24 protein-coding genes are annotated in these 23,647 nt (G+C 70.5%); 9 read left to right on the forward strand and 15 right to left on the reverse strand.

The window, feature by feature from the left end:
- Positions 1–162: 162 nt before the first annotated feature.
- The 3 genes from OG702_RS04340 to OG702_RS04350 all read right to left on the reverse strand — a co-directional run bounded on the left by OG702_RS04340 (position 163) and on the right by OG702_RS04350 (position 2,795).
- Entirely contained in the window at positions 163–993 is an 831-nt protein-coding gene (locus OG702_RS04340) for a tetratricopeptide repeat protein (protein WP_327287542.1), read from the reverse strand.
- Between the two features lie 510 nt (positions 994–1,503).
- Positions 1,504–2,172 (reverse strand): Type 1 glutamine amidotransferase-like domain-containing protein, encoded by a 669-nt coding sequence (locus OG702_RS04345; protein WP_327287543.1) that lies wholly within the window; start codon positions 2,170–2,172, stop codon positions 1,504–1,506.
- A 161-nt stretch (positions 2,173–2,333) separates the two neighbouring features.
- On the reverse strand, positions 2,334–2,795 hold the full coding sequence (locus OG702_RS04350) for a helix-turn-helix domain-containing protein (protein ID WP_442814294.1): 462 nt from the start codon (positions 2,793–2,795) through the stop codon (positions 2,334–2,336).
- Here OG702_RS04350 and OG702_RS04355 point away from each other — a divergent pair.
- The 4 genes from OG702_RS04355 (at position 2,728) to OG702_RS04370 (ending at position 5,964) form a co-directional block, all read left to right on the forward strand.
- Positions 2,728–3,384, forward strand: coding sequence for a hypothetical protein (locus OG702_RS04355; RefSeq protein ID WP_327287544.1), 657 nt, complete (start codon positions 2,728–2,730; stop codon positions 3,382–3,384). The genes OG702_RS04350 and OG702_RS04355 overlap by 68 nt on opposite strands.
- A gap of 81 nt (positions 3,385–3,465) precedes the next feature.
- Positions 3,466–4,011 (forward strand): hypothetical protein, encoded by a 546-nt coding sequence (locus tag OG702_RS04360; protein WP_327287545.1) that lies wholly within the window; start codon positions 3,466–3,468, stop codon positions 4,009–4,011.
- Between the two features lie 227 nt (positions 4,012–4,238).
- Entirely contained in the window at positions 4,239–4,703 is a 465-nt protein-coding gene (locus OG702_RS04365; RefSeq protein ID WP_327287546.1) for a hypothetical protein, read from the forward strand.
- A complete protein-coding gene (locus tag OG702_RS04370) occupies positions 4,690–5,964 on the forward strand; it encodes an MAB_1171c family putative transporter (protein ID WP_327287547.1) in 1,275 nt (424 codons plus the stop codon). The genes OG702_RS04365 and OG702_RS04370 overlap by 14 nt, the downstream gene beginning before the upstream one ends.
- On the opposite strand, the gene OG702_RS04375 is transcribed toward OG702_RS04370, so the two are convergent.
- Both OG702_RS04375 and OG702_RS04380 read right to left on the reverse strand, forming a co-directional pair.
- Positions 5,936–7,216: a hypothetical protein gene (locus OG702_RS04375; RefSeq protein ID WP_327287548.1), complete on the reverse strand. Its 1,281-nt coding sequence runs from the start codon at positions 7,214–7,216 to the stop codon at positions 5,936–5,938. The two genes, OG702_RS04370 and OG702_RS04375, sit on opposite strands and share 29 nt — an antisense overlap.
- Positions 7,217–7,306: 90 nt before the next feature.
- Positions 7,307–8,581: a hypothetical protein gene (locus OG702_RS04380; RefSeq protein ID WP_327287549.1), complete on the reverse strand. Its 1,275-nt coding sequence runs from the start codon at positions 8,579–8,581 to the stop codon at positions 7,307–7,309.
- A 450-nt stretch (positions 8,582–9,031) separates the two neighbouring features.
- On the opposite strand from OG702_RS04380, the gene OG702_RS04385 reads away from it, so the two are divergent.
- Complete coding sequence (locus OG702_RS04385) at positions 9,032–9,931, forward strand: NAD-dependent protein deacetylase (protein ID WP_327287550.1); 900 nt, start codon at positions 9,032–9,034, stop codon at positions 9,929–9,931.
- Positions 9,932–10,089: 158 nt separating this feature from the next.
- Here the strand turns inward: OG702_RS04385 and OG702_RS04390 are convergent, their stop codons facing one another.
- The 4 genes from OG702_RS04390 to OG702_RS04405 form a co-directional block, all read right to left on the reverse strand.
- Positions 10,090–10,605, reverse strand: a complete 516-nt coding sequence (locus OG702_RS04390; protein WP_327287551.1) for a hypothetical protein — start codon at positions 10,603–10,605, stop codon at positions 10,090–10,092.
- A gap of 162 nt (positions 10,606–10,767) precedes the next feature.
- Positions 10,768–12,048, reverse strand: coding sequence for a PqqD family protein (locus OG702_RS04395; protein ID WP_327287552.1), 1,281 nt, complete (start codon positions 12,046–12,048; stop codon positions 10,768–10,770).
- Positions 12,045–13,166, reverse strand: a complete 1,122-nt coding sequence (locus OG702_RS04400) for a HesA/MoeB/ThiF family protein (RefSeq protein WP_327287553.1) — start codon at positions 13,164–13,166, stop codon at positions 12,045–12,047. The genes OG702_RS04395 and OG702_RS04400 overlap by 4 nt, the downstream gene beginning before the upstream one ends.
- A gap of 1,355 nt (positions 13,167–14,521) precedes the next feature.
- The gene (locus OG702_RS04405; RefSeq protein WP_327287554.1) at positions 14,522–15,145 is read right to left on the reverse strand and encodes a TetR/AcrR family transcriptional regulator; all 624 of its coding nucleotides are present in this window, start codon (positions 15,143–15,145) and stop codon (positions 14,522–14,524) included.
- A gap of 102 nt (positions 15,146–15,247) precedes the next feature.
- Between OG702_RS04405 and OG702_RS04410 the strand changes: the two genes are divergently transcribed.
- Positions 15,248–16,390 carry a Gfo/Idh/MocA family protein gene (locus OG702_RS04410; protein WP_327287555.1) on the forward strand — a complete coding sequence of 381 codons (1,143 nt, stop codon included), beginning with the start codon at positions 15,248–15,250 and terminating at the stop codon, positions 16,388–16,390.
- Positions 16,391–16,444: 54 nt separating this feature from the next.
- Here OG702_RS04410 and OG702_RS04415 read toward each other — a convergent pair whose 3' ends face one another.
- Entirely contained in the window at positions 16,445–16,897 is a 453-nt protein-coding gene (locus tag OG702_RS04415) for an SRPBCC family protein (protein ID WP_327287556.1), read from the reverse strand.
- A 126-nt stretch (positions 16,898–17,023) separates the two neighbouring features.
- Positions 17,024–17,641, reverse strand: coding sequence for a TetR/AcrR family transcriptional regulator (locus OG702_RS04420; RefSeq protein WP_327287557.1), 618 nt, complete (start codon positions 17,639–17,641; stop codon positions 17,024–17,026).
- A gap of 97 nt (positions 17,642–17,738) precedes the next feature.
- Here OG702_RS04420 and OG702_RS04425 point away from each other — a divergent pair, with 97 nt between their 5' ends.
- Complete coding sequence (locus OG702_RS04425) at positions 17,739–18,005, forward strand: rhodanese-like domain-containing protein (protein ID WP_327287558.1); 267 nt, start codon at positions 17,739–17,741, stop codon at positions 18,003–18,005.
- 112 nt (positions 18,006–18,117) lie between these two features.
- Here the strand turns inward: OG702_RS04425 and OG702_RS04430 are convergent, their stop codons facing one another.
- Positions 18,118–18,363: a Smr/MutS family protein gene (locus OG702_RS04430; protein ID WP_327293079.1), complete on the reverse strand. Its 246-nt coding sequence runs from the start codon at positions 18,361–18,363 to the stop codon at positions 18,118–18,120.
- 342 nt (positions 18,364–18,705) lie between these two features.
- Between OG702_RS04430 and OG702_RS04435 the strand changes: the two genes are divergently transcribed.
- Positions 18,706–19,680: an alpha/beta fold hydrolase gene (locus OG702_RS04435; protein WP_327287559.1), complete on the forward strand. Its 975-nt coding sequence runs from the start codon at positions 18,706–18,708 to the stop codon at positions 19,678–19,680.
- Positions 19,681–19,868: 188 nt separating this feature from the next.
- Here the strand turns inward: OG702_RS04435 and OG702_RS04440 are convergent, their stop codons facing one another.
- On the reverse strand, positions 19,869–20,720 hold the full coding sequence (locus tag OG702_RS04440; protein WP_327287560.1) for an alpha/beta hydrolase: 852 nt from the start codon (positions 20,718–20,720) through the stop codon (positions 19,869–19,871).
- A gap of 151 nt (positions 20,721–20,871) precedes the next feature.
- Positions 20,872–21,327 carry a hypothetical protein gene (locus tag OG702_RS04445; RefSeq protein WP_327287561.1) on the reverse strand — a complete coding sequence of 152 codons (456 nt, stop codon included), beginning with the start codon at positions 21,325–21,327 and terminating at the stop codon, positions 20,872–20,874.
- Positions 21,328–21,798: 471 nt separating this feature from the next.
- Between OG702_RS04445 and OG702_RS04450 the strand changes: the two genes are divergently transcribed.
- Positions 21,799–22,599, forward strand: coding sequence for an SDR family NAD(P)-dependent oxidoreductase (locus OG702_RS04450; protein WP_327287562.1), 801 nt, complete (start codon positions 21,799–21,801; stop codon positions 22,597–22,599).
- Positions 22,600–22,684: 85 nt separating this feature from the next.
- Here the strand turns inward: OG702_RS04450 and OG702_RS04455 are convergent, their stop codons facing one another.
- Positions 22,685–23,458, reverse strand: coding sequence for an IclR family transcriptional regulator (locus OG702_RS04455; protein ID WP_327287563.1), 774 nt, complete (start codon positions 23,456–23,458; stop codon positions 22,685–22,687).
- Positions 23,459–23,647: the final 189 nt, after the last annotated feature.

A 23,647-nucleotide genomic window follows, 5' to 3' on the forward strand; every position in this document is an offset into this window, starting at 1 on the left:
CGCCCGCCGCCCCGCGCTCAACAGCCGTTCCGGTCACGGCACCCGGCCGACGCCCGCGCCACGGGTCAGCAAGTGCTCGGGGCGACCTTCGGCATCGATCCAGGCAGCGTCGCCGGACTCCTCGACGACATCGCGGGGCGCGAGCTGGAGGTTCGCCCACGGTCAGGCAGCGTCGATGGTGTCGAGCAGCGCCTGCGCCTCCTCCGTACGTCGGTGGGCCGGGCCGAAGGCGGCCAGGCAGGCGTCGTACGCGGTGGCAGCCTGCAGGCGAGCCTCACCTGTGCGGCCCAGCCCCAGAAGGGCCGTGGCGACCGCCAGTTCGACGGCGCCGGTCTCCGGGCGGTGCTCCTCCTCGGGCAGGCCGCGCCTCAGCGCCCCGGCCCGCTCCGCCTCGGCGAGAGCGTCCTCGTGCCGGGCCTGGCCGTTGAGGCTGCGGGCCAGGCCGAGCCGCAGGACGAGGCCGAGCCGGTCAGGTTCGCGCTGCGCGGACAGCGCCTCGCGGGCCGCCTTCTCGGCTTCCACATGATGGCCCTGCCCGTTGAGAGCGAAGATCAGCCCATTGCGGGCGGCGTCCGCCACCAACGCCATCTCGGGCCCGGCACCCCGGGTCGCAGCCAGCACAACGGCCGCACACTCCCGCTCGCATTCCTCGTGCCGCCCGAGCGAGGCCGTCGACTGCGCACGGTCGGAGCGCAGTTTCAGGGTCTGCGGGCCTTCGGCGCCGAACACCCTGGCGAAGTCGGGCAACACGGCGTCGTAGGCGGCGACCGCCTCAGCGTGCCGGCCCTGCGCGCCCATCGCCATCGCGGCGACGCTCAACGCCATGGGCACGTGCGGATCCCCGGGCCGCCAGGACCGGGCCGCGGCGACGTCGCGGGCCGCGGACTCCGCGGCGGCGTACCGCCCGGCCACGTACAGAGCGACAGCCTCATCCAGCGGCGACCTCGGCACCAACCGGGCCCCGCCTCGTGCCCGCGGTCGGAAAATCCTCATGCCCGGAGCATACGGACCCCGCGCACACCGTTTGCCAGACGGGCACGAGGGCCGGCCGGCCGGGAAGGTTTCGCGCGCCCTATCCCGGCCAGGAGAAAGAACTACGACCTCACGGTACGAGCGACAGTGGCGCGCCAACGCCCGCGGTGCTCGCGAAAGGCGCGTCGGAGAGAAGATGCAGCATGACGAGCAGGAAGGGCCGAACCGCGGACGCTGCGGCAGGGCAGAGCATAAGCCGCGTCACCCGGGCACCTCACGAACCGGCCGGCAGGCCACGCGTCTGCCTGCCCGCGCGGGCCACGGGCGAGGGGTGGCGCTACCCCGAGGGGGACGACTCCGCCATCGTCCGCGGCGAGGACTGATCTCCGGCATCTGCCCGCTGCCGGGCCCGCCAGCCGGTACCGCCACACCGTCACCGACCGTCGCCGCCGCCGCCGGAGGACCATCCCAGGTGATCTGACGAACGTGGCTCACCGGCGCAGACCCCGGCGCTTCCCGGCACGCGTCGCGTCAGACAAGGAGCCGCCACCGGCCTTCGGAGACAACGTCCACCGTGTCGTCCCTGACGCGAACGGCCGTCTCGTCGTCGATGAAGTAGACCGGAAAGTCCGCCCGTTCGGCAATCTGATCGGCCCAGGCGTCGTCCCGCTCGGGGAAGTCCGGCGAGTACAGGTGTGGCTTCAGACACCAGTCGAAGAGGCCGAAGGGTGGCTCCAGAGTCGTCGTACCGAGCACGTGGAGGTCCGCGGCGTCCCCGATGACGTCGGCGGAGTGCTCGGTGAGGTTCCGGCTGAAGACCATCGATCCGGCGCTCACCCCCACATAGACCCGGCTCTCCAGCGCCTCAAGGAAGCCTTCTGCCAGGTTGTTGCCGGTGATGCTGCGCGCAAGGTGGTATTGGTTGCCGCCCTCGACGTAGATGACGTCGGCACGCAGCAGCCGGTCGAGCACGGTCCGCCGGGGCAGACCGTTCAGTTCCACGACGTCGAACTGCCGCCAGCCGAGGCCGTGCAGGCGGTTCATGTCCGTGACGAACCACCCGTGGTCCCCGGGCTCGGCGACGGACGCGGTGGGTACGAACGCGACGTTCGCCGACCCGAACGGCTTCCCCAGCATGTCCCGCAGCGCGTCCCGCAATGACTCGTTGCGCAGGCCACTCGCCATCAGAAGAAGCTCCATTTGGCGAGCCAACCACGGCCGGCAGGCGCGCGCAAAGATCTTTCCGGCACGGCCAGGCGCCCGTGTCCCTGCCGACAACGTCATCCACGCCGGTGCGCCGGCACCGAGGTCGGCCGCACCGGTCCCGCTCGTCGCGGCGGTCGGCAGCTTCCGTGGGCCCGCTACCCGGCTTTGTCCACGCGGAAGGTACGCCGGTAGGCGGCGGGAGTGGTGCGCAGGGCCTCGCGGAAGCGCCGGCGCAGGTTATCGGCCGAGGACGGGCCGACCCGGTGCGCGATGGTCTCCACGGGCAGGCCGGTCTCCTCCAGCAGTGCCCGGGTGGCGGCGATGCGCCGGTCGAGCAGCCAGCGGCCGGGGCTGATGCCCAACTGCTCGGTGAAGCGCCGGGTGAGCGTGCGGGCCGAGACCTGGGCGCGCGCTGCCATCTCGGCGACGCCGACCGGCTGGTCCAAGCGCCCGGCCAGCCAGTCGAGCAGCGGGGCCGGCGAGTCGGCGACCGGTCCGGAGGTGGGCAGTTCGGCGTACTGCAGCTGGCAGCCCTCGCGGTGCGGCGGCGTGCTGCTCTTCGGCCCGCTGGTACCGCTCGGCTCGGCGCTGATCGGCGCCCGGTTCGGCCCGGACACCTACGGTCTCGCGGTCTCGTGCCTCGGGGCAGGAACGGTACTCGGCGGCCTGCTGGCGCTCCGGCTCCGCCCGAGCCGGCCACTGGCCGCCGGCGCGGGGGCGATGGTGCTGTTCACCGCGCTGCCGCTCTGCGTGGCGCTGGACGCCGGACTGCCGACGCTGCTGGCGGGCCGCGTCCTCGGCGGCGGCGCCCTGGCGTTCTGGTCGGTGATGTGGGCCACCGGCGTGCAGACCCGCTCCCCGCTGGCGGTGCTCAACCGGGTCACCGCGTACGAGATGGCCGGCTCGGTCTCCGGTATCGCGCTCGGCCAGATCCTTGCGGGGCCGGCCCTCGCGCTGGCCGCCCCGGAGCGACTGCTGCTGGTCTCGGCGGGCACCTGCCTGGCGGGCTGCGTGGCGCTGCTCGTCATCCCCGCGATCCGCACGCTGCACCACGCCGCCTCGACGGACTCCGGCAGTTGCCAGGGACCGGACGGCCCGCCGGCTCCGCACGTGCCGACGTCCGGCGGGGCTCTCCGGCCTGCGGGACCGGGATCGCGGCGCCCCCCGGCAGGCGGCGGCCGCACGCGACCTGGCTGCCGCACCTGACCCGCGTCTGCGCCGCCTGTCCTTCGCTGCGCCCCTCGCAGGGCCGATCCAAGTGGAATCCGCAGGGGATGATAGGCGGGCGTGATCGGCGACGGGCGGGAGATGATGGTTGTGAGCGGGCAGGTCGACGCGGGCGGAGAGGACGAGCAGGTGGTGCCAGGGGATCCGGAAGCGGACCGCCTGGGAAAGCGGATCGAGTTCCTGTTCACGTATGTGCAGCCGCTGGGGCGGCGGTACACACTCCAGGAAGTGGTGGACGGGATCCGCGACTCGGCGCGGCCCGGTCATTCCAAGATCTCCGTCGGACGGTTGTGGGCGCTGCTCAGGGGGCGGGCCGGGAATCCCACGGTCGGGACGCTGCGCGCGCTCGGCGACTTCTTCGGGGTGCCCCAGGCGTACTTCATCGACGACGAGGTGGCCGACCGGGTCGCCGCGCAACTCGCGCTGATCGCGGCGATGCGCGCCCACGACGTACGGTCGGTCGCGCTGCGGGCGGCGGCCGTGGCGACGATGTCCGCGCACGGGCTGGACACGGTGCGTTCCCTGGTGGAGCGCAGCGGGGTGCCGGAACCGGGGGCGGAGGGTCCGCCGGCCGACGCCGCGCAGGAAGCCGGGCCGCCGGACTAGCGAACTGATCACACCACCAGTCGTCATGTCGTACAGCCACACCATCTGCCCCACGGGTTCTACACTCCCCTCGGGGGGCGCCGGCACCAGCGGCGCTTGCAAGCCGTGATGATGCCGGGGGGCAAATGCAGGGCGGGGAGTGGCGCCGGTTCGAGGCGCGTTGTGACGATCTGATCAGCCAACTCGCCGTAGCGCAGCCGTTCACGGTCGAGCGCCTGGCGGAGGCTGTGTCCAGGAGACGCGGGCGGCCGCTGCGGCTGATCCCGCTGCCGAGGGCCGATACGGAGGGGTCGGGCATCTGCGGTGCGTGGATCGCCTGCGCGGACGCCGACCACGTCTACTACTCGGTGGTCACGAGCGCGGTCCACCAGAGGCACATCGTCCTCCACGAACTGGCACACATCCTGCTGGGCCACCGTCGTACCGACGAGCCCGATCCCGCTGGTCTCGAGCAGCTGTTCCCGGACCTGGACCCCGCGATGGTCGCGCGTCTGCTGGCCCGCAGCGGCACGGGGGCGGACACGGTCAGGGAGCAGGAGGCCGAACTGCTCGCGTGCCTGATCTGGCAGCGTTTCAACAGCTCCCCCACCGCCCGGCCCGATGCCTCCGGCACGGTCGGCGACGTCCTCTCCCTCGTGATGTGCACCTTCGCCGACGCCTACGAGTGGAGGAGGCCGTATGAGGCTCTATGAGATGGTGCTGCTCCCGGTGCTGTGGTCACTGGCCCTCTACGGCTGGAGCCGCCGGCCGTCCGCGCCGCGCAGTGCCCGGATCCTCGCGGCGGTGTGGACGTGCTGGGCACTGGGTGTGACCGTGGGCACGGCGGACGTTCGGCGGATCGTGGACCGCTTCGTCGGCGTCGACAGCGTCACCAACCTGTTCGTGCACCTGCTGTCGCTGGCCGGCACGGCGGGCATCGTGGAGTTCGTGCGGGAGATGACGGGACGCGCGCACGGGCGCGTGTCACGTGGGAACGCCGCCGGGCTGCTGCTCGCCTCGGCCGCGCTGACCACCGCCTTCGCGGTGATGCCACGGCCGGACGGCGACGTCGCCCTGCTGACGTACAGCCAGGACACCGCGGCCGGCTACACGTACTGGGCGATGCTGACCGGGTATCTGGCCCTCGGGCTCGCCGCGGCCGCGCGGATCTGCTGGGTCCACGGGCGGTCCGTGCCGCGCGGGCCGGTGCGTACCTCACTGTGGCTGATGCGGGCCGCCACGGTGCTCGGCGCGACGTACCTCGCCCACCGGTTCGCCTACCTGACCGTGCGCTACGCCCACGGGTCCTTCCCCTTGCCGACGTCGGTCGCCGTGACCACGCAGACCCTGCTCGCGCTGACCCTGCTGTTTGTGGCGCTCGCCGTCGTCTGGCCCGCGTTCGCGGAACACCAGCAGAAACGGGCGGACGTGCGGAAGGCCCGCGGTATCGCTCCGCTGTGGCGCCTCCTCCAGAGCGCGACGCCCGAGGTGGCACTGGCGCTCCCCGCGGAACTGCGCCGCAGCAACCCCCGCCTGCGTCTGTACCGTCTTGTGATCGAGATACGCGACAGCGCCCTTGCCGTCGAACCGCATCTCGACGCCGGGCATCCGGCGGCGGCCGAGGCCGCCCTGCGGACGGCGGGGTTCGAGGGGCCGGTGCCCGCGCACGTCGTCGAGGCGGTCCTGGTGCGGTACGCGGTCGCCGCGCGGCTGGCCGGCCACGAGGGGGTGCTCGGGGGGCGACCCGAGGTGCACGACGCAGTGGACCTTGAGGCGGAGACCCGCTGGTTCGAGCAGGTGGCCGTGGTTCTCGACCGGCCTGCGGTGGTCCGCGCCGCCGAGCTGCTCAACGCCGGGCGCGATTCGGCGCCCGGCGCTGCGGACGACCCTGGGGGCGGCGCGGTCCCGGTGCCCCCGCACGGGACCGTGGCACCGGGACCGCGGGTCAGCCGCGACCGTCCCAGTTCGCCGTGACGGGGAGGTCGCCGACCGTCCCCCAGCCGACGGTCTTGGTGCTGCCGTCGTCCATCCGCAGATAGAAGGTGTGGTCCGACGGGCGGTAGATCCCGACGTTGTCCGGCCCCGCGTCGTCCCAGTTCGCCGACACCGGGAGGTCCCCGGTGGTGCCCCAGCCGACCTTCCTGGTGCTGCCGTCGTCCATCCGCAGATAGAAGGTGTGCTCGGACGGGCGGTAGATCCCGACGTTGCCCGCGTTACCGCCGTCCCAGTTCCCCGAAACAGGCAGGTCGCCGGTGGTGCCCCAACCGATCGTCTTCGTACCGCCGTCATCCATCCGCAAGTAGAACGTGTGCTCCGACGGGCGGTAGATCCCCACGTTGTCCGCACTACCGCCGTCCCAGTTCCCCGAAACAGGCAGGTCCCCCGTAGTACCCCAACCGATCGTCTTCGTACCGCCGTCATCCATCCGCAGATAGAACGTGTGCCCGGACGGGCGGTAGATCCCCACGTTGTCCGCACTACCGCCGTCCCAGTTCCCCGAAACAGGCAGGTCCCCCGTAGTACCCCAGCCGATCGTCTTCGTACCGCCGTCATCCATCCGCAAGTAGAACGTGTGCTCCGAGGGGCGGTAGATCCCGACGTTGTCCGGCCCGCGGTCGACGACCGGGTCGAACAGGGCGTCCGCGATGCGCTGGCCGTCGGCGGCCTGGAGTTGGTAGCGGTCCGGGTAGGCGGATCTCTGGACCGCCTGGCAGACGTCGCCGATCGGACGGGTCTGCCAGTCCTGGACGCCGAGCATCGAGCTGAGGAAGGCGTTGGTCGACCAGGTCGGGTTCATCCGCTGGTCGAACGTCCCCCAGCTGGAACGCTGTTGGAACAGACCCACGCTGTCGAGGTCCTCGGTGTTGGGGTTGTTGCGGAGGGTCGTCTCGACGATGGAGGTCGTCACGGCGATGACGGCGGCACGCTCCGGGAGGCCCCGGGCGCGGGCGGCGTTGACGATGGCTCGGGCACAGGAGACCCGGTAGGCGGTCATGTAGCCGTCGAGAGTCCCGGTCAGGACGCTGTTGAGCCGGTTCGCGACCGTCTGGTCGGAACTCAGCACGGTCCCGCACGAGTAGTCCGCCACGGCCGGGACGACGGCCGGGTCGGAGAGGTCGGGGCCGTTGTCCGCCCGCGCGGCCGGGGCTGCGGCCAGCAACGTGACGGCGAGGGTCGTGACGGCGGACAGGGCAAGGGCGCGGGGACGGCGCAGGCTGCGGTTCACGGGGTGCGGCTCGCTTCCGGGTCGGCTGGGGAGGGCGGACGGTCCGGTGGCGCGGCCCGGCGGAACCGCGCCGCGCCACCGGACGCGGTGTCAGGAGCGGGCGTCCCAGTTCGCGGTCACGGGGAGGTCGCCGACCGTCCCCCAGCCGACGGTCTTGGTGCTGCCGTCGTCCATCCGCAGATAGAAGGTGTGGTCGGACTGGCGGTAGATCCCGACGTTGTCCGGCCCCGCGTCATCCCAGTCCGCAGACACCGGCAGATCCCCTGTGGTGCCCCAGCCGACGGTCTTGGTGCTGCCGTCGTCCATCCGCAGGTAGAAGGTGTGCTCGGACGGGCGGTAGATCCCGACGTTGCCCGCACTACCGCCGTCCCAGTTGCCCGCTACGGGGAGGTCGCCGACCGTTCCCCAGCCGATCGTCTTGGTGCTGCCGTCGTCCATCCGCAGATAGAAGGTGTGCTCCGAGGGGCGGTAGATCCCGACGTTGTCCGCGGTGCCGCCGTCCCAGTTCGCCGACACCGGCAGATCGCCCGTGGTGCCCCAGCCGATCTTCTTGGTGCTGCCGTCGTCCATCCGCAGGTAGAAGGTGTGCTCCGACGGGCGGTAGATCCCGACGTTGTCCGGCCCGCCGTCCCAGTCCCCCGCTACGGGGAGGTCGCCGACCGTTCCCCAGCCGATCGTCTTGGTGCTGCCGTCGTCCATCCGCAGATAGAAGGTGTGCTCCGAGGGGCGGTAGATCCCGACGTTGTCCGGCCCGGGGTCGACGACGTCGTCGACCACGCTGTTGTTGCGGACCGGCTTGAAAGTGCCGTAGCCGCTGAAGTACGGATACGGGATGGTGCGGTGGTGGACGCCGCTGCCGGTGAACTCGTAGCCGTCGTAGGAGGTGTGCGACGAGTCGGTCCAGCCGCCGAAGATGGCGATATGGCCGCTGTTGCCGGCGGAGTCGTTGAGCAGGGCGTCGCCGGGCTTGAGGTCGTTCTTGCCGATCCAGGAGGCGACGCCGCTGGGGACGAAGCTGGTGGTGTCGAGTCCGGGGGTGCCGAGGTGCCAGGCCATGGACGCGTAGCCCGAGCAGTCGGTGCGGTAGCCCTGGTAGGTGCTCCCCTGGTTGTAGTCGAGCCCGATGCCGACCCAGGTTTGCGCCCGCGCCAGCACCTGGCTCCGGGTGATCTGCGGACCGGCGGTGTTCGGTGCGACAGCGACAGACGCGCCCTGGCCGGCACCTCCCTTGTCCCGGGCGGCGACGGAGGACGCCGAGGGTGTGCCGGCGCCGGGAGCGGCGAAAGCGGGTGCGGTGACGGCAAGGGTGCCGAGGAGTATGACGGCGATGCCGAGTGTGCGCCGCGGGGCATGCGTATGGAACACGGTTCTCCCCCCAAGGAGAATGAGCACGTGAGACCCACCCGGATCCCGGGCAGACCGCGCCCTCCCGTCGTGGCGGTCACCCGGGTCCCCCCGCGAAACGCCGATGTGACGGGTGGTCACGAGCGTGCATCTTTCACGCCCGATCGAGGGCTAGTCAATCTTTAGTGAAAAACGGCGCTGCCGCGAGATGGCTGAAACTCCCTGTCGGACCGACTGGACAAATAGGCACGCAATGGCGCTTCCAGGGGCGATGACCTGGCGATATGGGCATGAATCCGCGATATTGCGGCAGCCGGCATCTGGACTGCTCATTGGCCGGTTTTTTTCACTAAAAAGTCAGTGCCGAGACCCGCCGTGGGATCAGCGGGTCATGCCTGCCAGGCTCGGAATGTCAACGCTGCCCACGGGTGACCGAGGTAGCGATACAGGCTGTGGGCGTAGGCTTCTGTGATGGATATCGGTACCGCGACCGGTCCGGCCGGCCGAACCCCTCGCACGGCAGGCGGCGCCGCAGACAGCCGGGAAGGCGGCGCCGAAGCCCTGGTCCGGTTCCTGGCCGGACGGGGCCCGGTGCTCGTCCTCAGCGGGGCGGGTCTGTCCACGGAATCGGGTATCCCGGACTACCGCGGAGTCACCGGTCGCCGGCGGCCGTCCGTGCCGATGACCTTCCAGGATTTCACCGCCGCCGAGGCGAACCGGCGCCGGTACTGGGCTCGCAGCCATCTGGGCTGGCGGGCCGTCGCACAGGCCCGGCCCAATGCCGGTCACCTGGCAGTGACACGTCTGGTGCACTCGGGCCTCGTCTCCGGGGTGATCACCCAGAATGTCGACGGCCTGCACAGCGCCGCCGGAGCCGCTGAGACGATCGACCTGCACGGCAGGCTCGACCGCGTGGTGTGCCTCGACTGCGGTGACCACAGCGACCGTACGCGGCTGGACGAACGCCTGGCGCGCGCCAATCCCGGCTTCCGCGACATCGCGGCCGCCACCAAGGCGGACGGGGACGCCGAACTCCCGCCCGACCGTGTCGCGGAGTTCCACATCGTGGCCTGCGAGGCATGCCGCGTTGGAACGCTCAAGCCCGACGTGGTCTTCTTCGGGGAGAACGTGCCCGCCGAGCGCGTCCAGCGGTGCTACGACCTGGTCGACACGTCTCTGGCGCTCCTGGTCCTGGGCTCCTCCCTCACCGTGATGTCCGGGCTGCGCTTCGCCCGGCGCGCGGCCCGCCAGGGCACTCCGGTGGCGATCGTCAACCAGGGCCCCACCCGGGGGGACGCACTCGCCGCACTTCGGCTCGATCTGCCGCTCGGACGGACCCTCACCGCCCTCGCCGACGATCTCGGCGCTTGACGGACAGCGACCTGCGCAGCCGTGGAACCTGGCGAGCCGGCGCAGCCACAGCCGGGCGTGCGGCACCTCTTCGTTGATCCGGACCCTGGCGGCCAGCAGCCCGCGGACCACTCGGCTCCACGATCCAGCCGGCTGTCGGGTTCGACCACCCGGCGTCGTCAGTCGACCGTGAGGCTGCTCGGCTTCTCGCCTCGATACGGCAGCCGGCGATATCCGGGGCGAAACGGAACGTAGAGGTCGCCGAGGCCGAGCTCACGGTGCAGCTGTTCGCAGAGGACAAGCCCGTGGAGGCTGCCGTCGGCAAGCTCCTCCGACCACTCAGCCCTGAGTTCATCGGGATCCAGCAGCGGTTCCGGATCCCAGCCGACCCGCGCGGCGACGTACCCGTCGAACTTCGCAAGCAGCGCGTACAGCTGGTGTCCGAGCTCGGTGAGCTCGGCTGGGGTGAGCCGTAACGGGGGCAGGCTGCCGTCGGGGGCGACGCGCCGTCCGACGGCCACCGGCAGGACGGAGAGCTCGATGTACGGGCCCGTGGTGCGGAGTATCGGCCGATGGAGCGGGACTTGACGGGTGCCCGCGCGCAGCACCCGCGGGCTGGGGTCGGTGAGAGCGGCACCCTGTGCCGCTTCGAGGTTGTCGCCGAAATTCACTACCAACTCGAAGCAGATGGCCACCGTTGGACTTCCTCTCCACGTTCCTGCCACGGCCTTCGGGCCGGCCGACTCCGCGGGTCGCCACGCAGCCGGATGCTCCGGCCGTTGGATGAGGGCACCATTCTCCACCGGGGCGCCGCCCGGACGGCGGGATCCGAACCTGGGGCCCCTTGATCCCGCGCCTCACGCGGGGGTGGAGGTGCGGCGGCGGAGCCAGGTGAGGCACCAGGTCACTGCGACCAGGATCGGCGAGACGAACAGGAGCCCCGCCGTGACCAGAGTGGTCCAGAAACGCAGCCGCAACGGGTCGGTCGCGAGTCCGTGCGCCGCCCACTCGCCGGTGGTGAGCATGATGCGGCCGGTGAAGTGGGCGTAGAACCAGATCGCCAGCGGAAGCCCGCCGAGGTAGAGCCAGCGGAACCAGCGGCCGACGCTGAGGTCCCGGGGGTGTGCGGCGGCCAGCCGTTCGGCCTGCTCGGGCGAGAGCCGGCCGAACGCGCGGCGCAGCAGCAGCCGCTGGGTTTCCCAGAGGTTGTAGCAACCGGTCCAGGTGAGCAGGACGCTGTAGAGATCGGTGCGCAGGAAGATGAGGCACTGCCAGACGCAGGTCATGACGGTGGCCATCACCAGCGCCGCCGCCAGGTGGTCGGCCGGCCGCGGGATCCCGGGGTGTCCCGCGGCGCACAGCCGGAAGACCAGCAGGGCCGCGAGGATGACGGATTCGATGGCCAGTCCGGCGAGTTGAGGACCGTAGCGCTTCCTGCGCGGGAGCGTCCACAACTGGGACAGGTCCGTCTCGAACACCAGGAACACCAGCCGGCGGTCGACGCCGAAACGGGCGCCGAGCCCGGCCGCGCGGGCAGCCAGCCAGTGCCAGTATTCGTGCAGCGCGGTCATGCCGTAGGTGAGCGGAATGAGCAGCAGCATGCCGGGGCCGGGGGCGCCGGTCACGAAGGCGTCATGCGGGCTGGGGAAGAGGGATGGCCGCAGGGCCAGGCAGCAGGCGCTGAAGACAGCGGCGGCGGCGTAGACCGCCCAGGCCGCGGGCGAGAAGAGCGCCGAGACCCACCGGCGGTCCGGCCGGATCAGCCAGCGGCGCTGCTGGATGGGCGCGGTACGGTGCGGCACCGGCCGGTCCGCCGGGGGTCCGTCGCCGGGGCCCTCAGAACCCTCAGGGCCTCCGGAGCTGCCGGCGGTCTCCTCGGCCAGGAACCCCACCTCGCTCAGGGCGTCGAGGAACGCGGGCACGTCGACCGGTTCGCCCGCGTACGCCTCGGCCACACCGGTGGCCTCCGCCACGGTCGCCCCGCCCTGGAGTTCGCGGATGACGAGAGCACCCACCGCGGGCACGTTGATGAACGTGCCCGACTCGGAGTCGCCGACGACGAAGGAGTCCTCGCCGTCCTCGACCACCGTGAGCGGGCGCAGCCGTACGGTCCGGTCCTCGGTGGCCGGGGTGCTCATCGCGCGGTCCCGGCGAGGAGGCCTCTGCTGGGGGCCAGGGCGCACACCCGGCAGTCGGGGTCGGCGTCCCACGCTTCGCGGTGCGGGGCGAGGTGGTCGGTGGCGTCCAGGAAGAAGTGGGCGCCCGCGACGTGCGGGGGCTCGTAACCGGTGAGGTAGCGGAGCAGTTCGAAGGCCGCGTAGCCGGCGAGCAGGCCCGCCACCGGCCCGATGGCGGTGTTGGGCATCGCGTCCGCCGCCCGGGCGTTGAGCCGGCCGGCCACCGCTTCGGGGCCGGTGACGCCGTCCGCCGGCCGCCGGTAGCAGGCGTAGCAGGCGCTGCGGCCGGGATCGACCGAGAAGTAACTGAGCCGGCTGCCGCTGACTCCCGCCCTGACCCAGGGCACGCCGGCCGCCACGCACGCCTCGTTCACCCAGTGGTTCACGCCGTCCGGCTGGTCGATCATGCCGGAGACCGCGCTGACCCCGGTCAGCAGCGGGGCGATGTCCTGCGGCCCGGTCACCCTCAACTCCACCGCGTCGACCCTGATCCGCGGGTCGAACTCGCGGACCCATTCCGCGGCCCGGCGTACCTTCGACCGGCCGACGTCCTGGTGCCTGAAGGCGTATTGGCGCGCGAAGTTGCCAGGCTCGACGAGATCGAAGTCCAGCACCGTCAGCCGCCCGACACCGAGTCCGGCGAGGTGCTGGAGCACGTTCGATCCGACGCCGCCGACCCCGAGTTGGAGCACGTGTGCGTCGATGAGGTCCCGCTGCGTGGCGGCCGGGGGCTGGGCCCGGGTCGAGAAGAGGTCGAAGAAGGCGAGGTTGCTGCGATAGCGGCCGTCGTCGGCCACGGCGTCGGCGGTCCGTCCGTCGCCGCTCCTGAGCAGGGCGAGCGAGTCGAGGACGTCCAGTGCGTCGCGGACCTCCTGCAGCGTCACGTCCACTCCGTCCGCGGCCAGCCGCTGCCGCAGGTCGGCGGGGCTCTGCGGTCCGGCCGACAGGGCGGTGAGCATTCTCTCCGCGTGGCCGTCCGGGTCGGCGAGTTCGATCTGCTTGCTCGGGTCGTGCACGACCAGCAGCAGGTCGTCATAGCGTTCCCATGCGACGTCCTTGAGCCGCACCAGTTCCGTCATCGTTCCCCCTCCACGTTCAGAGGGGCCGTGCCCCCTCTACGGCCGAGGGGGCCGGGACCGAGGAGACACACCCTCGGGTCCCGACCCGCCCCGTGCGACGGTTCCGCCGAGTCAGCAGGAGCCGTCCTTGAGACCGGTCGACTTGATGGGCTCTACCTTGCGGACAGTGATCGTCATGATTTCTCCCTCTTTCTTTTCGTGTGGCGGACGAACCGGCCTGTTCCGCCGACCCACTGGGCCGGGAGAAACGCAGCCATTCCCGGTGCGGAGAAGAAGGCGGCCAGGGCCACCATCCCCGCAGTCACCCCGGGGCTATTCGGCCGACTTTCGGTGAACGTTGCCCGTCACCGTGAAAGGCACTTTGCCAGGTCACGGAGGGAAGATCAAGGGAAGATCGAGGCCGTCACCGCTTCTTGGCGGGACGCGGACACGGCTCCATCATGGCCGACGGTGCCGCACGGTCGCTCATCCGGCATCCGGCCATGCGCGTAGAGTGGCTGCTCAGATGGGGTATGGCGGCAGCTCACCTCCGACGCTTCGGGTGCGGTCTGGCACCGAAACATAGGGGGCGCGCAATGCGGAATTTTGCGGTCCGTAACGAAACCTGCCCCGCCCGACGCCCCGAGGAACAGAACACGAACTCCGAAGTTCGGCTTTTATCGCCGATGACGCCTGCCGCAGAGTCGTCTGAATGAGTGCGTTCGAGAGGAACACACCGAATGGTTATGAGTTCCCACCTGTGCGGGCGTTCAGCTAGGAGAAGGGTGCTTATGTCGAGCCGGAAGCACTCCGTGAGGTGTTTCCCTTGCCAAGCGTGTCGTACGATCGGATGACTGCTCCTCACCCGGTGGGCGACCGCTGGCCGGCGACGAGGTCGCGCAATTCGTCACGGGTGCGGCAGTGCGCCGTGTGTGGAACGCGTGGAGGGGCCTTGGCGCCGTGTCGGCGCCAAGGCCCCGAAGGAACTGCAACACCATCTACCGGCCCTACTACTGCGCCGGCCTGCTGTGTCCGCACTGCCGCAAAGGGGATGGCGGCGTGTGCGGGGATCGCGATTGCTTGACCGGAGACCACCTCCCTATCGATGTCCTGCGGTACCCGGGCGCAAGACATCCGCCCGGGCGATCCCGATGGCGCTCACATCCTCCGTTCTTCCCTCTGGGTCAACCACTTGCCAACCATGTACTGCGTACTGCCTGTTCGCGGCGGCCCCTGATCACTGCGGGCCCCCGGGTCCGGTCGCCAGTCCCGTCGCCCGTCCTGCAACCGCTCTGGCTTCGAGTTCACCGCCGTCGACGGTCAGGCCTACGCCGGTGACCCACTGGGCCCGGTCGGATGCGAGGTAGGCGACGGGGTCAGCCTGCGGGAGCGGCCGGCCGGGTCGGGCGCAGTCCGTCGAGGATGACCTGGAGGTTGCGCTCCCACTGCTGTGCGCCCGCTTGCACGCCCAGGGTGCGCTCACCGGTCGCAGCGGCGGCGAGCAGGAAGGCGACGTCCTGCCAGGTGACGTCGCTGCGTATGGCGCGGCTTGCTCGGGCACGTTCCACGAGGCACCGGATCCGGCCGCGCAGGTCCTCCAGGCGCTGGGCCAGCGCCTCTTCGCAGGCGCCGCCGAGTGCCTCGCTGACGCCGCAGCTCTCTGCCCGGAGGCGCACATAGGCTCCCGCGAATCCGCGGAACCCGTTCCAGGGATCCTGGTCCTCCAGCGCCTGGTCGGCCAGGTCCATGATCTCGTCGAGGATCTCGTCGAGCACTGCCGTCAGCAGGACGTCAAGGGCGGGGATCCGCCGGTAGAAGGTGCCGACGCCGACGCCAGCCCGGCGCGCGATCTCGTGCGCGGAGACGCCGACGCCGACCTCGGCGACCGCGATGCGGGCCGCCTCCACCAGACGCTCGACGTTGCGCCGGGCGTCGGCGCGCGGGCGACGTCCTGACGCGTCGACGAGCAGGCGGTCCACCGCGCTGCGGGATTGGTCCATGCGCCGATCCTACCGGTAACTGGACCAATCTTGTCCGGTTAGCTAGGGTCGGGAGAACATCAAACGGACAACAGGTGTCCGTTTACCGAGGGGAGTCCGGGGATGGAACCGCAGAAGATCCGGGTCGGCGTCGTCGGAGCGAACCCGGACCGGGGCTGGGCCGCCCGCGCACACCTGCCGGCGTTGACGGCGCTGCCGGAGTACGACATCACCGCGGTCGGCACCAGTCGCCCCGAGAGCGCCCGTGCGGCAGCGGGCACGTTCGGTGCCGCACACGCCTTCACCGACGCAAGGCGACTGGCGGAGCACCCCGAGGTGGACCTGGTCGTCATCACCGTGAAGGTTCCCGCGCACGCCGAGCTGGTCGGGGCGGCGCTGGCAGCAGGAAAGGACGTCTACTGCGAGTGGCCGCTGGCCCGAACCACCCGGGAGGCCGACGCCCTCACGGAGTCGGCACATGGCGCGGGCGTGCACCACGTGATCGGGCTGCAGGCGCGTTACGCCCCCGCGATCGCCTACGCCCGCGACCTGGTCGCCGACGGTCACGTCGGACGCGTCACCTCGGCGACCGTCCACGCCACCCGCGGCAAGGCCACGGGCGACCGGATCCCCGCCTGGGCGGCGTACACCCTCGATCGCGACAACGGCGCCGGGACACTCGAGGTCGCGGGCGGCCACACGCTCGACGCCCTGCAGTACGTGCTCGGCGGCATCAGCGACCTCTCGGCCACCTTGGCCGTGCGGCGCCGCGTCTACACCATCGCCGAGACCGGTGCCGCGGTCCAGGCGACCAGCCCGGACCACCTGCTCCTCAACGCGACCCTCACCAGCGGCGCAGTCGTGTCAGCCCACATCCACGACGGCAAGGCCACCGACGCCGGGACCCGGCTGGAGATCTCCGGCACCGAGGGAGATCTGTCCATCGTCTCCACCGGAGCAGGTGGCCCGGCGGGCATCCAGATCGCTCAGCTGCGGCTGCTCGGCACGAACGACTCGGACGGCAGCTACCGGGAGCTGCCCATCCCCGACCGATACCGCTTGGCCCCGGGGATCAGCCCGGCGAACGAGGCGTTCAACGTGGCCCAGACGTACCGCCGGCTTGCCCTTGACCTCCGCACCGGCGCACACAGCTCCCCCGACTTCGATGCAGGCCTGCGGCTGCACCGCCTCCTCGATGCCATCAGGCTCTCCGCGGACACGGGCACCCGCCAGTCCCCCGCCGGGGGCTCCGGGCCGACCGGGTGACCGGAACGCCGCTCCCCCACGGGATTCACGGCTCGCCGGCGGGTTCCGAGAGGGTCAGTCCCCCGCCTTCCCGGACAGGAACGCCGTCAGGCTGTCCAGGAGCATGGTGCTGCCCTGCTCGGCCATGTCGCGTTCCTCGGCGCTGTCGCAGGTCTGGCGGAGCACGATCTGCATGGAGTGGCCGTCGTGCTCGTCGAGTTCGACGGTCATGACCGAGGGGTCGGGCTTGCCGGGTACGTCCATGCCGACCACCAGGTGCCGGTTCTCGGTGACCTCGAGGTAGGAGCCGGTCAGCGGGAACCGGTCACCGTCGGGTGTGACCATCGTGGCCTTCCACGCACCGCCCGGCCGTACGTCCATCTCGACGGAGCCGGCGGCGGCGTAGGCCCACTGGGTGTACTGCTCGGGGGTCGTCCACGCCCGCCACACCGCTGCCGCGGGGGCGTCCAGCGTGCGGGTCAGCGTGTAGGGAAAGCCGTCGGCCGCGGTGGTCTGGTCAGTGCCCATGTCTCGTCTCCTGGTCTCGACTTCGGTGTGCTGTCACATCGGTAGACGGACCCGCGCGCGGAAAGTCATCGGTCCACCGAGGGCGTCTTCAGCGAAGGTGTCCGATGCCCATCCCCCACGATGGCGTCATCGCGCCGACCGGCGGGCGAGGTGGAGCAGGCCGGTGCGCATGCGGTCTTCGCCGAGTTCCGGCAGGAGTGCGGCGACGTGGTCTGCTGCCACGGCGGCGAGCAGGGCGTGGGCGGTGTGGTCGGGGTCCGGTGCGGTGGCGAGCAGGATCGCCACATGTCGGTGCCAGAACCGGTAGGCCCCGATCCGGTAGCGGGCTCCGGGGCTGGCGGTCTCGGACATCCGGACCAGCGCCAGGTGTTCCAGCAGGTAGTCGAAGTAGGCGTTGAGGAACGCCGCCAGGCGCTCGTCGGCCGGAGCCCCGGGGCCGAGCGGGGGCGGCCCGTGCAGGACGGCCTCCTGCAGCACGCGCTCGCGGGCGTCCAACAGCGCGGCGGCCAGGCCCGACTTGTCGCCGAACCGGCGGAACAGGGTGCCCTTGCCGACGCCGGCGGCTGCGGCCACCTGGTCCATGGACACCGCCTCGACGCCGTGTTCGGCGAACAGCCTGGCGGCCGCCTCCAGCACCGCGACCCGGTTGCGGGCCGCGTCGGCGCGCTCCTTCGGCGGCGGCGCCTGCAGAAGTTCCAGCGGGATTGCCGAACCGGACCGCGGTCCGTTACCGTGGTGAGCCATAAGAGGACTGTAGTCCGATTCCCTTGGAGGTACGACATGACCGCACTCATCACCCGCGACGAGCTGGAAGCAGCAGTCAAGGACGGCACAGTGACCCTTGTCGACGCGCTCGGCGGCGAGTTCTACGCCCAGCAGCACCTGCCCGGCGCTGTGGCGCTGGTCCTGGCCGACGTCGACGCCCAGGCATCCACCGTGCTCCCCCGACCGCGACGCCGCGATCGTCACCTACTGCACCAACCCCGCGTGCCCCAACAGCGGACAGGTCGCCGACCGGCTCACCGGCCTCGGCTACACCAACGTCCGCAAGTACCGCGAGGGCATCGAGGACTGGGTCGAGGCCGGCCTTCCCACCGAATCCGCCTGACCTCCGCTCCCAGGGGCGAAGGCTCCGCGCGGAGCCTTCGCCCTTCCGCGTGCGGGCGGACCGGCGATCGGCGGCCGCCGGTGCGGCGCAGGACCCGGGAGTGCGCCCATGATCAGCGCAGGTGGACCAGGATCCGCCCGGGATTGGCCGGGTCGACCTCGACCCGGGCGTAGAGCTTCTTCAGATGCGTCTGCGCCAGCGTGGTCAACACCCGCTGCCTGAGCGCGCCCGTCCCCTTCCCCGGGATGACCTGCAGCACGTCGACCCCGGTGGCAGCAGCCCTGAAAAGCGCCTGACGCAGCGCGACGTCGAGATCGCGATTGTTGCGGAAGATCGGATGCAGGTCGAGCGTGATCAGGGTGACCGCCTCCCACGGGTAGCGTTACGGTCGCAGCGTACGGCAGCCACGGCGCAGCGACGGCTCCGGCGCCGTGATCGGAGCGGCCCCCGCGAGATCACCTCAGATCATTCGTTACGGGAAAATCCTTAGCGCGCGGACCGGCGGAGCGCATATCAGGTTGAGCCGATCGATGACCGCCTGCTCCATCCCGGTGGATCCCTCTCGCATATGCCTCGGCCGGCAGGCGGGCCCGGAAATTCCAAACTAAACTCACGTCCACAAGCGTGCAAAAATTCGAGGATTCCTCGGCCTGTTCAGCCCGCTGGAATCGGCACGCCCCGAAATTGCGAAACGTACTCCATGGTCGATCGGGAGCAGTTTCAGAAATCCGAATTGTCGCCGGGCATATGGAATCCGAGCTCAGTAGAAGAATCCCACGAAGGAGAGGCTCACGTGAAGCGCAGGCGACGGCTCAGTCTGATCGTGCTGGCGACAGCGGCAGCAATCACCTCGGCGGCGAGCTGCGCCTCCGCAAACGGCAGTCATCCGTCCGTCAGCGGCAGTCACGTACTCGCCAGCGGCAGGCAGGCGCCCGAGGGCGGGCCGGCGCACGCCCCCACGCCCACGATCGTTCTGGTGCACGGCGCCTGGGCGGACGCCTCCAGCTGGGCGGAGGTCACCGAGCGCCTGCAGAAGCGCGGGTTCACCGTCCTGGCTCCCCCGGACACGCTCCGCGGGGTCGCCACGGACACGGCCAACCTGCGGGCGTTCCTGCAGACCCTCACCGGGCCTGTGGTGCTCGCCGGCCACTCCTACGGCGGGTTCGTCATCACCAACGCCGCGACGGGCCTCTCGAACATCAAGGCACTCGTCTACGTCGATGCCTACATCCCCGACACGGGTGACACGGTGGGGCAGCTGACCGCTGCCCAGCCCGGATCGGTGCTGGCCGTATCGGATCCCAGCACGGTCTTCAACTCCGTTCCCATTCCGGGCAGCAATGGGGACGCGGACCTGTTTGTGAAGCCGAATCTGTTTCCCGGCTTCTTCGCCGCAGGCGTCCCCCTCAACAAGTCCGCGGTGCTGGCCGCGGGGCAGAGGCCTTTCGCCGCCAGCATTCTGACCCAGCCGTCGGGTCAGCCCGCCTGGAAGACCATTCCGTCCTGGGCCCTGATCGGCACGGCGGACAGAGTGCTTCCCCCGGCGGAACAGAGGGTCATGACGGCCCGAGCCGGCTCGCACACCGTCAGCGTGAACGCACCGCACCTGTCGATGATCTCCAACCCGGACGCGGTGACCGACGTGGTGATCAGCGCCGTCCAGGGAAGCGAGTGACCGTCGCGCAGGCAACGCCGTAGGCTCACCGCGTGGGGCCCGCGCGGAGAGATCGGACCTTGTCCGTCGCTCCGCGCGGGCCTTTTGCCGGCGGTCCGTGGCGTGCCGCGTACAGCCGTGCGGGAATCCCAGGGCAGGCCCTGACGACACGGCATTCCGTGCGCGACGTGATCGACCGGCCCGGGCGGTCAGTCGGTCGCGTGCGCGGCCTGCTCGATGAGGCCGGTGACGATGCCCGGGTCGGTGACCTGCGCGGCATGCGGGGTGTTGGCGGTGGTGATGTGTCCGTGGGCGCGGGTGGCCATGAAGCGTTCAGTGGCCGCGGGGATGAGGTGATCGTCGTTGGACACCAGGAACCACGAGGGAATGGTCTTCCAGGCGGGGTCCCCGGAGCGGTCCTGAAGGGCCTGCAGGGTGATGGGGTGCTGCTCGGCGGCGAGTGCGGCCGATTCCTTCTTGCCCAGCTGGTTGCTCAGGACGAGGTCGCGGTAGTGATCGGGCTTGGTGTAGAGGTCGACGCCGGTGGTGCCGTCGGCGGAGGTGAAGGGGACGGCGCTGAGGGCGGTGGGGAGGGGCGCGCTGGGATCGTCGGTGATGTGGGTGCCGGGGAACTTCGCGGTCAGGTCCTGTGCGCTCTCACCCTGGTCGGGGGCGAAGGCCGAGACGTAGACGAGCGCCTTGACATTGCTGTTGCCGTCGGCCGCGTCGGTGATGACGGATCCGCCGTAGGACTGGCCGACCAGGACGATGGGGCCCTCGATGGTCTTGAGGTACGAGCTCAGGTAGGCGGAGTCACCGGACAGGCTGCGCAGGGCGGTGGGCGGAGCGACGACCGGGTACCCGTCGTTCTGGAGCTTCTTGATCACGCCGTCGAAGCTGCCCGGCTCGGACCAGGCTCCGTTGACGAGGACGACAGTGGGCTTCGGGGCCGAACTGCCCTCGTGGGACGGCGCGGCCGACGCCCACGTGGTCACGCCGGCGGCCAAAGCGACGCTGGTCGCGCCTAGTACGGCGATGCGGAAGGTGCGGGGCTTGGGCATGTCTGTCTCCATGACTCGTCGTGTGGTGATCGTCGGTGGGGTGGATGCCTTCCGCGTCACCGGCGCGGAACGGCGTTACGGGGTACGGCGGCCGGCCGGGAGCCGCTGGGCGGAGGCGGCCGTGTGGAGCGTGACCGCGGCGGCGCCGTGGTCACGCACGGGCGGTGGCGTGCTCCTCCGCCCAGTCCAGGGCGTAGTCGGCGACTTCCTCCCAGCCCTTCTGGCCCACGATGAAGTGCGAGCGCCCCGCGAATTCCCGGTAGTCGGTGACGGCGGGCGACTTCCGGTAAAGGTGCCAATTGGCCTTGTTCACCTTGGGAGGGACGATGTGGTCCGCCCCACCTGCGATGAACAGGAGCGGGGCCCGCCGGTGGTTGCGGAAGTTGATCCTGGTGGCGGCCCTGGGGTTGAAGTTGGCGAAAGCTCCCTGGAAGAGGACACGGGCCGGTCCCGGGGCGGCGTAGCGTTCGTAGTGGGCCGCCGACTCGGTCTCGCTGAGGGTGTTGGTGACGGCGTAGTGGAACTGTTCCAGGCCGGGGTGATGACCCGGTACCCGCGGGCCTCGTAGTGGTGTCTCCAGCCCTCCCAACTTCGTGGGGTGACCCACCGGCCGTGGATGAGCACGATCGTGCCCGCCGAGTCGTCGTCCGTGCCGCTCATGCGGAAACTCCGCTTCTGAAGAGGTTGTTCATTCCGGCGTTGTCCTGGAAGTCCGGCGCCACGGTTCTCGCGGCGGCGGAAAGCCGGCCAGGCCGAAGGCGCGACCTCAGAATTCCCCGGCACGCTCGGCGCTGCATCTGTCGATCGACCACCGCGTCGCCCGACGCTCGGCAGTCGTTCGTCCCACCCCGCACACGAGCGAACTCCCGGGGTGTGCGCAAGGACCGGCCCCGCGACCACTTCAGGAGGATCGGATCGCGGATGCGGCTCCCGGACCGTCCTGACCGAGGCGGCGGGAAGCACAGTCAAGACGACCGTCATTCGACGTAGGCGGGTGGACACGGCCCGCGCCGATACTGGCCGACATGGTCAGTCGCGTCCCGCACGGGCCGAGCGGGCCCCCGTCCCGAGGAGTCTGATGTCGAAGATCGTTCTTGTCACCGCGGCATCCACCGGACTCGGCGCGATGACAGCCCTGGCGTTGGCGAGTGCCGGTCACACCGTCTACGCCGGATTCGGGCCGGCCCGCGACGTGCTGCCCGGTGAACTCACCGCGGTGGGGGATCAGGTGCTCTCACAGGACGCACACCTCCATCCCCTCGCGCTCGACACCGCCGACCAGCGCTCGGTCTCCGCCGCGATCGGCGAGGTCACGAGGTGTTCCGGCCGCATCGACGCGGTGGTTCATGCTCTCGGGCCCGTGCCGCGGGGACCGGTTGAATCCTTCACCCCTTACCAGCTCGGGCAGATCTACGACGCGCACGTGCTCTCCAGCCAGCGGGTGAACCGCGCCGTACTGCCTGCCATGCGTGAGCGCCGTGACGGGCAGCTCATCTGGGTGGTGCCTTCCCTGCACCGCGGCGATGCGACTCCGTATCTCGCGCTGCATTCGGAGGCCGTCACCGTGATCGGCCACTTGGCGGCGAGTTACGCGCGGGAGTTGGCCGGCTTCGGCGTCGAGGTCTCCACCGTCACGTACGGATCGCTCACAGCCGGCATCGGCCGGCACCCGAGTCTGATCCATCCTGACGACGACGAGACGTTCGCCGCTTACGACGTGCGGCATCCCGGTCTCGTGGACAGCGTGGACACGGCTCTCGCGCACCAGGCCGCCGACGAAGCGGACATCGCCCGGACTGCCGAAGCCATCGTGGGGGTGGTGAACAGTCCGAAGGTGAGCGGGGGGCGCCGAGTCTTCATCGGCACCCCCCGCGAGTGACGCGCCCGGCGCCGCGGCTTCGGCGGCGCGGTCGGTGGCGCCGTCGACCTTGCGCTGCTCCGGCCGACTCCCGCCGGCCGGGACGCTATTGACCGCTCGGCGGCGGGACGGGGTCGACGAGAGCCCGGGAGATGCTGCGGGCGGTCGCACGGACAGCAGGAGCGACCTCCTGCACGGATCGGGTCCCGGTGCGGAAGCAGATGGAAACAGCCGCCACCACGGAGTGGTCAGGCCCGTAGATCGGCGCGCCCACGCAGTGGATGTCGGGGCCCATCATCCGGTCGCTGGAGGAGTAGCCCTGCCTGCGGACCGCGGCCAGGGTGGATCGGTAGAGGCCGGCATCCGTGACGGTGGTCTCGGTATAGCGCGGCAGCGGGCCGCTCAGGTATTCCTCGCGCACGTCCTCGGAGGCGTGGGCGAGCAACACCAGCCCGGCCCCGGTGGCGAAGGTGCCGAAGCGTCCGCCGGTCTGACCGATGACGTCCGGGGCCCGTGGTGTGCTGAGACGCTCCAGAATGACGACGTCGAGGTGGTTGCGCACGGAAAGATGGATGTGCTGCTGCTTCGTCGGGTCGTAAAGATTCTGGATGAACGGCAGGGCGACATCCCGGATACCGTGGCCGCGCGGAGAGAGGGCCGCCAGTTCCCACAGTCGCAAACCCACTCTGTACCGCCGGTCTGGGCCGCGCTCGAGCGCCCCCCAGGCGACGAGTTCGGCGACACGGCGGTGCACAGTGGGCAGCGACAGTCCTGTCCGCCTCGACAATTCCGTGAGCGTCAGCGCGGGAGTCTCATGCGAGAACACATCCAGCAGGGCCAGGACTTTACCAGTCACCGACGCGCCGTTCTCACCTGACACCTGCTCCACCTTTCGCATATGGTTGTCTGCTGTTGAATGCCCACTCGCAGCCCGCGGTCAATGGGGGGTCGTCGCGACACCTGTGGGCGACGGATCGCTGGGCCCCAGATGGCATAGATGATTACCAGACTACCATCGCCACGATTGCCGGTTCGGGCCCGCATAGGACGGCGCCACAGCATGCGACCG

The organism is Streptomyces sp. NBC_01198 (assembly GCF_036010485.1).
Taxonomy (GTDB): domain Bacteria; phylum Actinomycetota; class Actinomycetes; order Streptomycetales; family Streptomycetaceae; genus Actinacidiphila.